This window comes from Geminicoccus flavidas, from assembly GCF_009806515.1.
Taxonomy (GTDB): Bacteria; Pseudomonadota; Alphaproteobacteria; order Geminicoccales; family Geminicoccaceae; genus Geminicoccus; species Geminicoccus flavidus.
In genome coordinates this window covers 1-13,547 of record NZ_WUJP01000843.1, presented here as the reverse complement: position 1 = coordinate 13,547, position 13,547 = coordinate 1, and the positions used below count along the sequence as shown (strand labels likewise).

Here is a 13,547-nt window from a genome sequence, read left to right as displayed (position 1 = left end):
TCGCTGTCGAACCGGCCGTCCAGGACGACATAGTCGATCCCGAACGCCCTGGTGGCCGCGGCGAACGCCCTGTCGAGGATCGCGTTGTACTCATTGCTGTAGAACGCGGTCAGGAAGGCGAGCTTGCCGGACGGATCGGCCACCGCCGCCGTGGGCAGGCCGGCGGCCAGCGCGCCGGCGCTCGCGGCGGCACCGGCCGACGCCAGCGCCAGGAAGTCGCGCCTGGAGACACCATGGGTGTCCAGCCGCTCCATGTGCCGGTCGATGACCTTCCGGTCGGAAAAGTCCGGCAGGGAACGCGGATCGAATCTCTGGGTCATCTGCTTGTGTCCAAACTGGCGTTGGCGGCAGTCACGCGTTCGGGGACGGGCCAATGAACTTCACCTTGTAGTGCTCGGCATATTCCGCCGTGACCGCTTCCCAGTCGCCGTTGGCCTTGGCCTCGGTATATTCCTTGGGGTACTGCCAGCCGTCCGGCTTCGGCAGCCCGTCCCACAGGATGTCGACGTCCAGCGGGAAGACCTCGTTCTGCGGGTCCCAGTCGTCCGGGTGCAGGACCTTGGACATCCGTTTGTAGTCGAATGGCGGCACGCCGTTATTGTTGACATAGCGGCCGAAATAGCTGTCGATATTGTCCTGGATCAGCAGGATCGAACGCCAACTGAGCAGCCGCTCGATCGGCCTGGGCTCCCAGCCGTTCTGCACATCGTAGAGCCGCGCCACGAAGAAGCCGCCGGCCCAGGGCGGGCTGTTGGCGCTGGTGGAGACCTGCAGGCCGTTCCTGACGGCCGTGGCCCCTTCTAGGGTGGCGTCGGTCGCCGCCACGAACACGTCCTGCCCGGCCTTCAGGCCATTGGTGCGCAGGGCGCCGAGGATGCCCTGGGCCACGTCGTCGTTGTGGCCGACGAAGCCCACGATGTCGCCGTGCCGGGTAAGCAGGTCCTCAGCGGCGCGCAGCGAATCCTCACGGTTCCACAGGCCCGGCAGGGAGTCGACCAGCTCGGTCATAGGGTAGGCCGCGAACGCGGCAGCCGTGCCGCGCGAGCGCAGCGTGTCCAGCGTGTTGCCGGGGTTGCCGGTGACCGCCGCGATCTTGCCACCGCCGAACTGCTCGGTAACCTTCTGCAAGAGGACCTCGGTCAGCGCCTTCTGCGCCGAGAACTCCTCGGGCTGGGCGTAGAGCGTCCAGTAGTCGCCCGCCTCGAACGGCGTGAACCAGGGCAGGCTGTCCCAGATATTGGCGACGAAGATCTGCTCGCGGCTGGCCACATCCGCGATTCGCCGGATCGCGGCACCGTCCGACAGGTTGAAGATCATGCCGTTGGCGCCGTCGACGACCTGTTCCTCGAACTGGTTGTACTGGCGCTGGCCGTCGATCTGGCTGTCCAGCGCCGTGTAGCTGTAACCGAATTGCCGGCCGGCCTCCTGGATCGCGTCGCTGAACTGGACGCTCCACTCGTTGCGAAGATAGCCGGACAGGTAGGCGAGCTTGCCGCCCCCATCGGCCAAAGCGATCTGGCCCAGGCCAAATGCCTTGGCGCTGGCGGCGGCCACCGCGGCTGCGGAGGCGAACGACAAGAAGTCCCGGCGCGACACGCCATGCGTGTCCAGCCGCTCCATGTGCCGGTCGACGATCGACTTCTGGGTGAAGTCGGGCAGCATCCTTGGATCGAAGGTCATGAGGCGTGGTCCAGCGGAAGAAGGGATCAGACGTTGGGCGACGGGCCGAAGAACGGGATCTGGTAGTGGTCGCGGTATTCCTGAGTGACCGCCTCCCACTCGCCATTGTTCTTGGCCTCGAGATATGCTGGCGGATATTGCCAGCCCTCGGGCTTGGGGACGCCCGCCCATTCCTGGTCGATGTCGAGCGGGAACACCTCGTTCTGCGGGTCCCAGTCGTCAGGATGCAGCACGCGCGAGAACTTGCGGTAGTCGAAGGGCTCGACGCCGTTATTGTTCACGTAGCGGTTCAGGTAGATGTCGACATTGTCGGCGGTGGTGGTTACCGAGCGCCAGTAGAGCAGTCGCTCCGCGGCGCGCGGGCGCCAGCCATGGGTGACGTCGTAGAGCCGGCCGGCGAACAGGGCAGCGAAGTAGCCCGGGCTGTTGGCGCTGGTGGCGAGCTGCTGGCCGGCCTTGATGGCATTGGCCCCCTCGGTGGTGCCGTCGGCACCCACGACCAGCACGTCCTCGCCCGGCCGCAGCCCGGCGGCACGCAGGGCCGCGATCACGCCCTGGGCGACGTCGTCGTTCTGCGCGACGACGCCCACGATGTCGCTGTGCCGGCTGAGCAGGTCCTCGGTGGCTTTGAGCGAGTCCTCCCGGTTGAAGTTGCCGGGCAGCTCGCCGACCAGCTTGGTCTTGGGGAAGTCCTTGAAGGCGTCGTCGCGGCCGCGCGAGCGCACCGTGTCGGTCGAGAAGCCGGGCACGCCAGTCACGTCAATGATGCTGCCGCCACCAAAGCGCTCGGTGACCGCCTTCAGCAACTCCACCGTGACACCGCGATGGGCGGAGAACTCCTCCGGCACTGCGTAGAGCGTGTAGTAGTCGCTGGCTTCAAACGGGGTGAACCAGGGCAGCGTCGCCCAGACATTGGCGAAGTAGATCTGGTTGTCGGCGGCGATCTGGCTGATGCGCTTGAGCGCGCTGCCGTCGGAGGCGTGCAGCACGATGGCCTTGGTGCCGTTCGTCGCCTCGGTCTCGGTCTGGTTGAGCTGGCGCTGGCTGTCGAACTGGCCGTCCAGCAGGGTGTAGGACAGGCCTAGTGCCTTAGTCGCGGCCTCGAACACCGCGCCTGCCTGCACCATGTATTCGACCCGCGTGGTCCAGGCGAGATAGACGAGCTTGCCGGATGGATCGGCCACCGCCACCGAGGGCAGGCCGAGGGCCGTCGCCGTCGCGCCGGCCACCGCACCGGCCGACGCGATGCTCAGGAAGTCGCGGCGCGACACGCCCTGGCTGTCCAGCCGGTCCATGTGCCGGTCGATCGTGCGCTTGCTGGTGAAGTCGGGAAACTGGCGGGGATCCAGTCGCTTGATCATGGGATGCTGCTCCAAGGCGTCAGGAGGTGGCGGCGCGCAGCGGTGCCTCGTGATCGAAGCCGAACTCGCCGGGATGGGTGCGGTGGGACTGGCCGTGGGAACAGGCAGCGATGCCCAGCTCGGGAAACAGCAGCTCGGCCACCTGGTAGGCTTCCTCCAGGTGCGGGTAGCCGGACGCGATGATCGTCTCGATGCCGAGCGCCTGGTACTCGCGCAGGCGTGCCGCGACGATCTCCGGGCTGCCGACCAGCGCCGTGCCGGCACCCTGACGTACCAGGCCCAGCCCGGCCCAGAGATTGGGCGCCACCACCAGCCGATCGCGCCGGCCGTCGTGCAGGGCGGTCATCCGCTGCTGGCCCACCGAATCGGACTGCTCGCGGAAGCGGCGCTGGGCCAACTCGATCGCGTCGTCGGACAGATGCGCGATCAGGCGGTCGGCCGCGGCCCAGGCTTCCGCCTCGGTCTCGCGCACGATCAGATGGATGCGCAGGCCGAACCGGACCTCGCGCCCTGCCAGCCTGGTCCTGGTCCGGACCGCGGCGATCTTGCTGGCCACCTGGGCCGGCGGCTCGCCCCAGCTCAGATAGGTGTCGATCCGCCGCGCGGCCAAATCCAGCGCCGCATTGGAGGAGCCGTCGAACCAGAGCGGTGGATGGGGCCGCTGCACCGGGGGAAAGTCGAGCACCGTCCCGGTGGCGCGCAGATGATGGCCCTCGAAGTCAACCTTCTCGCCGGCCAGGACCCGCTGCCAGATCTCCAGGAACTCGTCGGCCTGGGCATAGCGCGCATCGTGGTCGAGATAGATCCCGTCGCCAGCGAGTTCCGACGGATTGCCGCCCACCACCACGTTCAGGAGCAGGCGGCCACCGCTCAGCCGGTCGAGGGTCGCAGTCTGGCGCGCGAAGAAGCTGGGCGAGGCCACGCCCGGCCGCAGTGCCACGAGGAAGCGCAGCCGCTCGGTCAAGGGTGCGAGCGCCGCGGCGGTGATCCAGGCATCCTCGCAGCCCTGCCCGGTCGGCAGGAGCACGCCGCCAAAGCCCAACCGGTCCACCGCGGTGGCGATCTCCCGCAGGTAGCGGTGATCGGCCGGCCGATGGCCCTGGCGCGTGCCGAGATAGCGGCCATCGCCTGGCGTCGGGATGAACCAGAACATCTCTAGAGGCTGTGCCGTCATGCCTGCCCTTTGCGCGGTGATTGAGCGGGATGCCGGTCGAAGGCGGCCGGCTCGAGAGCCCGAACTAGGCCGGCCGCCTGGGGAAAAAGTCTATTTAGTTTATCTGCTGTATCAATTTATGTGATGCATCGCACTACGGGCTCCCTACGAGCCCTTGGCGAAGATAGTAGATAAATTTGATAGACAATATGAATTTATCGTGCTGCGCTGGCGATCCGGAAAGGAAGCCTGGGATCCTCGAACCGATGCATGTCGCCGCGCTCGCTTGGTCGATCCTCGGGATCTCGACCGCCACGGAGCACCCCTCGCCCACCACCACGCTGGTCATCAGCCTCGTCGATGCCCTGATCGATCGCACCTACAGCGTCGGCCGCGTGCTTGACCTCGCTGCTGAGCGGACTGCCGACGTGCCGCGCCCAGATCTGCTGGTCCTGGGCCTGTCGACCCGCCGCGCCGGTCAAGCGGCGCGGCTGGAAAAGGCGCTGGCCCTGCTGGCGCCGGACACGCTGCCGTCCCTTCCGGTCCTGCTGGCCCTGCTGGCGCCGGACACGCTGCCGTCCCTTCCGGTCCTGCTGGCCGTGGTGAAGGACGGGGCCGGTACCTCGTCCGACGGGTTCGACATCGCGAGCATGCTGAGCGCTCGCGGTGCCTGGGTATTGCCAGATCGGCTGCACGCGCAGCGCCACGACTTCCCTCTTGCCCGCCTGCCGGCTGCATCGCTGGCGCGGCGGATCGATACGGTGGCCGACGAGTTGGTCCGCCGCTGCAGGGTGCCCGAACGCCCGGCGCCGGCCGACGCCGTCCATTCCCTAGCGCCACTCACCTTCCTGCCGATCCACTGCTGAGCGGGTCGCCAGCAGCCCCCGGCGCAGCACCTGGAGCCGAGGCATGACGATCCTCCCGCTGCCATCCGAGCCCGCCCGCCCGGCAGATGCCTGGCTCGGCCAGCTGAACATGCTCGCCGACCGGCAGCCGCATCGGCCGGCCCTGCGCCATCACCACCAGAGCCGCTGGCAGCAATGGTCATGGCGGGACCTGCGCGCCGAGACCTGCCGCCTGAGCCAGGGGCTGAGCGCCTATCAGGTCGGCCCGGGCCATACGGTGGCAATCCAGGGCGAATTGGAGCCGCACCTCCTGCTGCTGGCTTTGTCGGCCCAGCTGCTCGGAGCCGCCGTGGTTGCCGTGCCTCTGGCCGAGACTTCCACCCGCATCCACCGGCTCGCCGCTGAGCTGGATGTCCACCACGTGATCCTGGGAACGCCCGGTCCTGAGCCCTGGCTCACCGCCCCGACCTCGCCCGTCCTGTTCACGACTCGGGACAATCAGGCGGCGCATCCCCGGATCGCGCCCTACCGGCTGGTCCGCGCCGGTTGGGGCGGCCGAGAGGCATCCCCGCGCCACGCGCTTCTCCCGGGCTGGGGCGGCCGCACGGTCTGGGTGGAGGAAAGCACCGACTGGCCTGCCGCACCGAGCGCCGTGCTCCGCTACTGGCTGGATCTGGGTGTCGGCATCACCTTGCCCGCCAGTCTGGACCTGGTGCTCACCGACCGCTGCCGGATCCGCCCCCGCGTCCTCCTGCTGTCACGCCGTCGCCTGCAGGTGCTGGAGGACACGCTGCAGGCCGCCCTGCCCGAACGGTTCAGCCTGCTCGCCGCGGCATGGCTGCGCCAGCGGCTGGGGCTCGACCGGGTGGCGGGAATCGAGGTCCTGGACGATGCCGGCCTGCCGCTGCGCGCCTCCATGCTGCCTTCCGGCATCCTCCAGCAGTTCGCCCGGCTGGGCATCCCGCTCGCCGACGAGCGGGACCACAGCCGGCTGCCGGCGCGGAGCGTCGACGATCCGCTGATCCTGCCGCTCGGCTCCCTGTGATCGTAGCACGCCACCCAACCGGAGCGACCTTGCCATGAGCCATGCCCATGTCGTCCTCCATCCGGCAGCCCGGGCCCAGGCTTCGCCGCACCTGCCGAGGCCGCGTCCCCAGGCGGCAGCGCACCGGGTTGGCAGCGACATCGAGGCGATCCAGATCGCCCGCGAGCTCGCCGCCCAGTTTGCCGAGCACGCCATTGAGCGTGACCGCGACCAGCGCCTGCCGATCGCGGAACTCGATCGGTTCTCCCAGTCCGGGCTCTGGGCCATCACCGTGCCAAAGGAATGGGCGGCCCCGGCCTCGGCTACCGGACGGTGGTCGAGGTGGTGCGGACCATCGCCGAGGTCGACCCGTCGCTCGCCCAGATCCCGCAGAATCACTTCTGCCTGGTCGACGCGATCCGCAGCGACGGCAGCCCAGCGCAGCAGGAGCGGTTCTTCGCCCAGGTGCTGCAGGGCATCCGGTTCGGCAACGCCTTCTCTGAAGCAGGCAGCCGCACGGTCACCGAGTTCCAGACCACGCTCACGCCGGACGGCGACGGCTACCAGGTGAACGGCAGGAAGTTCTATGCCACCGGCGCGCTGCTCGCGCATATCGTGCCAGTGGTGGCGGTCGATGCCGAGAAGCGTGGGCATCTGGCCTTCCTCGACCGCAATGCACCGGGCCTCACCGTGGTCGACGACTGGTCGTCGTTCGGCCAGCGCACCACCGCTTCGGGTACCGTGATCCTGGAGAACGTGTTCGTTCCCAAGAGCGACGTCATACCTGCCTATCTCGCCTTCGAGCGGCCGACCGCCGCCGGGCCGATCTCGCAGGTCATCCAGGCGGCAATCGACGCCGGCATCGCCCGCGGCACGATCGCCGACACGATCTGGTTCGTGCGCAACCATAGCCGTCCCTGGACCGACAGCGGCAAGGAGCAGGCGTCCCACGACCCGTTCACCATCCAGGCGGTGGGCGACCTCCAGCTCCGCCTGCACGCCGCCGAGGCGCTGCTAAAGCGCGCGGCGCGTGCGGTCGACCACGCGGTGGCGGCACCCGACGAGGACAGCGTCGCCGCAGCGTCTTTGGCCGTGGCGGGGGCCAAGGCGCTGACCACAGAGATCGCGGTGCTCGCGACCAACAAACTGTTCGAGCTGGCCGGTACCAGGTCCACCCTCGCCCGCTACGGCCTGGACCGTCACTGGCGCAACGCCCGGGTCCACACCCTGCACGATCCAGTGCGCTGGAAGTACTTCCACATCGGCAACCACGCGCTGAATGGCATCAAGCCGCCGCGCCACCCCTGGCTGTGAGGCGTCCATGACCAACCCTACCCTGCCCGAGCTGCCGGTACGCCGCTCCCCCGCCCGCCGGATCGGCAGCGACGTCGAGGCGCTGGTCGCAGCCCGCGAGGTCGTGATGCGGATTGCCGAAGGCTCGGCCAAGCGCGACCGCGAGCGGATCTTGCCGGTCGCCGAGATCGAGGCGTACTCGCAGTCGGGCCTGTGGGGGATCTTGGTGCCCAAGGCGTTCGGCGGCCCCGGCGTCTCCGCCGTTACGCTCGCCGAGGTCACGGCGATTGTCTCGGCCGCCGATGCCAGCATCGGCCAGATCCCGCAGAACCATCACTACATGGTGGAGGCGATCGTCCAGTCGGGCACGCCCGCGCAGCAGCGCTTCTTCTTCGGCCGCGTGCTGGAGGGTGACCGGCTCGGCAATGCATTCGCCGAGATTGGCACGAAGCGGGCGAACGATTACCTCACCCGCCTGACGCCACAGCCGGACGGCAGCCTCCGGCTGGACGGCCGCAAGTTCTATGCGACAGGTACGCTGTTCGCCCACTGGATCGTCGCAGTGGCGAAAGGCCACCAGGGCCGCACCACCTTGGCCTTCGTCCCGCGCGGCACGCCCGGCCTGACCCTCATCGACGACTGGAACGGGTTCGGCCAGCGCACCACCGGTAGCGGCACCGTCCTGTTCGAATCGATCGGCGTGCCACCGGAGCGGGTGATCGACCACCAGGATGCGTTCGACCGGCCGAGCCCGATGGGACCGGTGGCGCAGATCATCCATGCGGCGATCGACCAGGGCATCGCCCGCGCCGCGCTGGCCGACACGATCGCCTTCGTGCAGGAGCAGGCCCGGCCGTGGATGGACAGTGGCCAGGACCATGCGCACGAGGACGTCTACACGATCCACCAGGTGGGCGAGCTGAAGCTCAAGGTCGATGCCGGCGACGCCCTGCTGGAACGGGCCGGCGAGCTGATCGACCGGGCGCGCGCCGAGCCGGACGAAGGCAGCGTGGCGCGGGCCTCGGTGGCGGTGGCGGAAGCGAAAGTCTGGACAACCGAGACCTCGCTTCTGGTGGCGAGCAAGCTGTTCGAGCTGGGAGGATCGCGCGCCACCACCGACCGATTCGCCTTCGACCGGCACTGGCGCAACGCGCGCACCCACACGCTGCATGACCCGGTCCGCTGGAAGTACCACCATATCGGCAACTTCCACCTGAACGGCGTGCTGCCGCCGCGGCACGGCGCCTTGTGAAGGGGCCTCCATGAGCCGCGAGATCCGCCTCAACGCGTTCGAGATGAACTGCATCGGCCATCAGTCGCCGGGGCTGTGGCGCCATCCGGACGACCGCTCAGCCAACTACCACACGCTGGAATACTGGACCGACCTCGCACAGATCCTGGAGCAGGGCCGGTTCGACGGCCTGTTCCTGGCCGACGTGCTAGGCACCTACGACGTCTATGGCGGCAATGCCGATGCCGCCGTGCGCAACGCCATCCAGGTGCCGGTGAACGACCCGCTCATGCCGATCTCGGCCATGGCGGCGGTCACGAAGCATCTGGGCTTCGGCGTGACCGCGACTTTGTCCTACGAGCCGCCCCTCACCTTCGCCCGGCGCATATCGACACTCGACCACCTGACCCGCGGCCGGATCGGCTGGAACATCGTGACCGGCTACCTGGACAGCGCTGCCAGAGGTCAGGGCAGGGAACGCCAGACCGCGCATGACGACCGCTACGACCTGGCCGAGGAGTATATGGAGGTCGTCTACCGGCTCTGGGAAGGCTCCTGGGAGGACGGCGCCGTCCTGCGCGACAAGGAGCGCGGCATCTTCGCCGACCCCGGCAAGGTCCATAAGGTCACCTTCGAGGGCAGGCACTACCGGGTCGACGCCATCCATCTGTGCGAGCCCTCGCCGCAGCGCACGCCCGTGCTCTACCAGGCCGGCTCCTCGCCCAAGGGCCGCGCCTTCGCCGCACGCCATGCCGAGTGCGTGTTCGTGTCCGGTCCGGCGGCGGGCGTGATCGCCAAGCGGGTGGCGAGCATCCGCGCCCTGGCCGCCGAGGCCGGACGCGACCCGGCTGCGATCAAGATCTTCAGCCTGGCGACCCTGATCCCGGGCGAGACGGATGCAGAGGCCAGCGCCAAGCTCGCCGACTATCGCCGCTTCGTCAGCGAGGAGGGCGCGCTGGTCCTGTTCTCCGGCTGGACCGGGATCGACCTCGCCCGGTTCCGGGCGGACGAGGTGGTGGAGCATGTCCGCACCGAGGCCGGCCATTCGGCGCTGGAGAACATCACAGTGGCCGATCCGACCAAGCGCTGGACGGTGAGCGAGGTGGCAGCCTGGGGCGGGATCGGCGGAATCGGCCCGGTGGTCGCCGGCACGCCGGCCCGGGTCGCCGACTGGATGGAGGAATGGGTCGCCGACTGGATGGAGGAATGGGTCGAGGCCACCGGCGTGGACGGGTTCAATCTGGCTTACGCCCTGGCGCACCGCACCTTCAGCGATGTTGCCGACCTGGTGGTGCCGGAACTGACCCGGCGCGGTCGCTACAAACAGGAATATCGTGCGGGCAGTCTGTGCACCAAGCTGGGCGGCCCGGCAAGCGGTCGGCTGGGGGAGAGCCATCCGGCCGCTTCGTTCCGTCGCGGGCGACCAACGGCAAGCTAGGGGAGAACAAACATGGCCGAGGCCCGGCAGCCGGGCGGTCCTCCGACCGGCCGCAGCATCGCGATCATCGGCGGCGGCTTCAGCGGGACGATCACCGCCCTGCAGCTGCTGCGGTGGGCCGGCGAGCAGGACCGCGTGATCCTGATCGAGCGCAACCGCCAGCTCGGCAGGGGCGTGGCGTTCGCCACCGACGACCCGAACCACGTCCTGAACGTGCGCGCCGAGAACATGAGCGCGTTCCCGGACGAGCCGGACCATCTCCTGCGCTGGCTGGAAGCGCTGCCCGAGGCGGAACGCGCCCATATCGGCACGTCGGATTCGGCCGGCACCTTCGTGCGCCGCGGGCTCTATGGCCGCTATGTGCGCGACCAGCTGGCCCAGGTGCTGCGTCAGCGGCGCAGCACCGAAAGCCTGACGATCGTCAAGGACGAGGCGCAGAGCCTGGCACGGACCGGCCAGGGCTGGCAGCTGCGCACGGCATCCGGCCGAACGGTCCGCGCGGACACGGTGATCCTGGCACTGGGCAACTTCCCGCCCGCACCCCTGCCCTATCCCGGCTGCGTGGACAATCCCTGGCAGCCGCAAGCGATCGAGGAGATCGACCTGGAGCACCCGGTGCTGCTGCTCGGCACCGGGCTGACCATGGTGGACGTGACCCTGCGCCTATTGGAGCGCGGCTTCCGTGGCCGGATCCATGCCCTGTCGCGGCGGGGCCTCCTGCCGCACGCCCATGCCGCAGCCCCCGCCTGGCGCGAGCTGCGCCTGACCGCGGAGGACCGGCGCTCGCTTACCACGCTGATGCGCAGCGTGCGGCGCGAGGTGGCGCGGGCGGCCGTGGCCGGTATTGGCTGGCGCTCAGTGGTCGACGCGCTCCGGCCGCACACGCAGCTGCTCTGGCAGGAACTGTCCCTGAACGACCGGCAGCGCTTCCTGCGCCATCTGCGGCCCTGGTGGGATGCGCACCGGCACCGCATCGCCCCGCAGGTTGCCTCCTGGATCGAGGCGATGCGCCGCTCCGGCCGGCTCGTGCTGCACACGGGCAAGCTGCTCGGCCTGGAGCCGTCTGGCCCCTGGTCGTGCGGCTCGCTGGTGACCTACCGACAGCGTGGCTCCGAGCAGGTCCTGGCCCTGGAAGTGCAGCGGGTGATCAACTGTACCGGGATCGGCGTCGACCTCACCGGCACCGACGACCCCCTGGTCCGCCAGCTCCTGACGGACGGGCTGGTCCGGCTCGACCGGGCGCGGCTCGGCCTGGATGCCACGACCAACTCCATGCTGATTGGTCGGAACGGCGAAGTAGTGCCGGGCCTGTTCGGGGTCGGCCCGATTGTGCGCGGCACCTTCTGGGAAATGGTCGCGGTCCCCGACATCCGCAGCCAGGCGGCAGCGGTCGCGCGGACCGTCATGGAGCCCTGGCCGGCCGGCCGTCGCGCTGCCTGACGGTGCCGCCCGGGTGCTGCCACCTGCCCGTCAGGACTGCGCCCGGGCCCGCTCGGCCGGCGGCACGTCGTTGGCGATCATCTCGCCGAACGGCCCCTCGTTGCGGACCTCACGCCGGCCGCGGCCGGTGGTGTCGGCCAGCGGCAGGAGCGGGAACACCAGCTCGGCGAATCGGTAGGCTTCCTCCAGATGCGGATAGCCGGACAGGATGAAGCTCTCGATGCCGAGCGCCATGTATTCCTTCATCCGGGCCGCGACCGTTTCCGGATCGCCGACCAGTGCGGTGCCGGCACCGCCTCTCACCAGGCCCACCCCAGCCCACAGATTGGGCGCCACTTCCAGCCGGTCACGCCGGCCGCCGTGCAGGGCACTCATCCGGCGCTGGCCCTCGGAATCCATCCGGGCATAGGTCTTCTGCGCCAGGGCGATGGTCGCATCGTCGATACGCGAGATCAGCCGGTCGGCAGCAGCCCAGGCTTCCTCGTTGGTCTCGCGCACGATCACATGGAGGCGGATACCGAACTTCAGCCGCCGCCCTTTGCGTGCGGCAGCGGCCGCCGCGACGTGGAGCTTCTCGCCGACCTGCGCCGGCGGCTCGCCCCAGGTCAGGTAGTGGTCGACATGCTCGGCCGCGACCTCGATGCCGGCCGCCGAGGAACCGCCGAAATAGAGCGGCGGATAGGGCTTCTGCACCGGCGGATACAGCACGCGGCCGTCTTCCACCGCGAGGTGCTGTCCTTTCCAGGTGACGATCTCGCCCTGGAGCAGCCGGCGCCAGATCGTCAGGAACTCGTCGGTGATCGCATAGCGCTCGGGATGATCGAGGAAGACCCCCTCGCCCTTGAGTTCAACCGGGTCGCCGCCGGTGACCACGTTGATCAGGAGCCGGCCGCCCGAGACCCTGTCGAGCGTCGACGACATCCGGGCCGCCACGGTGGGCGTCATCAGGCCCGGCCGGATCGCCACCAGGTAGCGCAGCCGCCTGGTGAGCGGTGCCAGCGCGGAGGCCACGATCCAGCTGTCCTCGCAGGACCGCCCGGTCGGCAGCAGCACGCCATAGTAGCCGAGATCGTCGGCCGCCTGCGCGATCTGGGTAAGATAGGGCAGCGAGACATCGCGGGCGGCTTCGGTGGTGGCGAGATAGCGCCCGTCGCCATGGGTCGGAATGAACCACAGGATGTTGGCCTGCTGCGCCGGTGCCGGCACCGGGCCGGCACTGCCTGCCGGGTACAGCGCGTGGGAGGCGAAGGTCATGCGATACCCCGGGGATGGTTGGGGGGAACGGCAGCAGCCGTTCGGCGCTTCCGTCCAGAGGCATCTTATTTAGTAGATCAAATTTATCAACATTGTCTGGTCGACCGGGCCACCCTGCCTCGGTACGTCACGCCCAGACGAAGCTGTACAGGCTGATCGCGGCCTGGGCCGAGACCACGACGGCGACCAGCCCCAGGGCCAACTTCTGCGGCATGATCCGGATCAGCCAGCCCGCCAGCGGTGCCGCCAGCGCGCCGCCGATCACCAGCCCCAGCACGATCCGGCCATATTCGGCCAGCTCGAGATGCAGCATGAACGTGACCGAGATCGCCACGGTGACGAAGAACTCGGCGCAATTGGCCGACCCGATCGAGCGCCGCGGCTCCCCGCCCGTGGCCATCAGCGACGAGGCCACGATCGGCCCCCAGCCGCCGCCGCCGATCGCATCGAGAAAGCCGCCGCAGGCACCCAGGACCTGCGGCGGCGGCTTGACCCCCTCGTGCACCCGCCCGCACACCCGATTGATGATCAGCAGCGCCATGCCCATCAGGTAGAACGCGACGAAGGCCTTAACGATGTCGGCAGGCAGGCCCGTGAGCAGGTAGGCGCCGACCACGCCGCCCGCTACGCCGGTCGCGGCCAGCTTCAGGAACAGGCGCTTGTCGACGTTGCGGTGATAGACATGGGAGCCGCCCGAGATCCCGGTGGTCACGATCTCCGCCGCATGGACCGAAGCGCTCGCCATCACCGGCGGCAGGCCGAACGCGATCAGGCTGGACGAGCAGATCACGCCGAACGCCATGCCGAGCGCACCGTCGACCATCTGGG

10 protein-coding genes and 2 pseudogenes are annotated in these 13,547 nt (G+C 69.0%); 6 read left to right on the top strand and 6 right to left on the bottom strand.

Annotated elements, in window-relative coordinates; all coding sequences use genetic code 11:
• The 4 genes and pseudogenes from EQG76_RS24245 to ssuD (EQG76_RS24230) all read right to left on the bottom strand — a co-directional run.
• Nucleotides 1-320: pseudogene (locus EQG76_RS24245) on the bottom strand (hypothetical protein); the annotation flags it as partial.
• A 31-nt stretch (nt 321-351) separates the two neighbouring features.
• Nucleotides 352-1,680, bottom strand: coding sequence for a sugar ABC transporter substrate-binding protein (locus EQG76_RS24240; RefSeq protein ID WP_159717139.1), 1,329 nt, complete (start codon nt 1,678-1,680; stop codon nt 352-354).
• Between the two features lie 26 nt (nt 1,681-1,706).
• Nucleotides 1,707-3,041 (bottom strand): sugar ABC transporter substrate-binding protein, encoded by a 1,335-nt coding sequence (locus EQG76_RS24235; RefSeq protein WP_159717137.1) that lies wholly within the window; start codon nt 3,039-3,041, stop codon nt 1,707-1,709.
• 19 nt (nt 3,042-3,060) lie between these two features.
• The gene (ssuD, locus tag EQG76_RS24230) at nt 3,061-4,215 is read right to left on the bottom strand and encodes an FMNH2-dependent alkanesulfonate monooxygenase (protein ID WP_159717135.1); all 1,155 of its coding nucleotides are present in this window, start codon (nt 4,213-4,215) and stop codon (nt 3,061-3,063) included.
• 245 nt (nt 4,216-4,460) lie between these two features.
• Here ssuD (EQG76_RS24230) and EQG76_RS24225 point away from each other — a divergent pair, with 245 nt between their 5' ends.
• The 6 genes and pseudogenes from EQG76_RS24225 (at nt 4,461) to EQG76_RS24200 (ending at nt 11,465) form a co-directional block, all read left to right on the top strand.
• Complete coding sequence (locus EQG76_RS24225) at nt 4,461-5,060, top strand: hypothetical protein (RefSeq protein WP_159717133.1); 600 nt, start codon at nt 4,461-4,463, stop codon at nt 5,058-5,060.
• Nucleotides 5,061-5,103: 43 nt separating this feature from the next.
• The gene (locus EQG76_RS24220; RefSeq protein WP_159717131.1) at nt 5,104-6,084 is read left to right on the top strand and encodes an AMP-binding protein; all 981 of its coding nucleotides are present in this window, start codon (nt 5,104-5,106) and stop codon (nt 6,082-6,084) included.
• 34 nt (nt 6,085-6,118) lie between these two features.
• Nucleotides 6,119-7,377, top strand: a pseudogene (locus EQG76_RS24215) (SfnB family sulfur acquisition oxidoreductase).
• A gap of 7 nt (nt 7,378-7,384) precedes the next feature.
• Complete coding sequence (locus tag EQG76_RS24210; RefSeq protein ID WP_200841073.1) at nt 7,385-8,608, top strand: SfnB family sulfur acquisition oxidoreductase; 1,224 nt, start codon at nt 7,385-7,387, stop codon at nt 8,606-8,608.
• A gap of 10 nt (nt 8,609-8,618) precedes the next feature.
• The gene (locus tag EQG76_RS24205; RefSeq protein WP_159717127.1) at nt 8,619-10,025 is read left to right on the top strand and encodes an LLM class flavin-dependent oxidoreductase; all 1,407 of its coding nucleotides are present in this window, start codon (nt 8,619-8,621) and stop codon (nt 10,023-10,025) included.
• 12 nt (nt 10,026-10,037) lie between these two features.
• Nucleotides 10,038-11,465 carry an FAD/NAD(P)-binding protein gene (locus tag EQG76_RS24200; RefSeq protein WP_159717125.1) on the top strand — a complete coding sequence of 476 codons (1,428 nt, stop codon included), beginning with the start codon at nt 10,038-10,040 and terminating at the stop codon, nt 11,463-11,465.
• A gap of 30 nt (nt 11,466-11,495) precedes the next feature.
• On the opposite strand, the gene ssuD (EQG76_RS24195) is transcribed toward EQG76_RS24200, so the two are convergent.
• Complete coding sequence (gene ssuD, locus EQG76_RS24195) at nt 11,496-12,719, bottom strand: FMNH2-dependent alkanesulfonate monooxygenase (RefSeq protein ID WP_159717123.1); 1,224 nt, start codon at nt 12,717-12,719, stop codon at nt 11,496-11,498.
• A gap of 127 nt (nt 12,720-12,846) precedes the next feature.
• On the bottom strand, nt 12,847-13,547 hold a 701-nt coding region (locus tag EQG76_RS24190), incomplete at its 5' end, for a sulfite exporter TauE/SafE family protein (protein ID WP_159717121.1).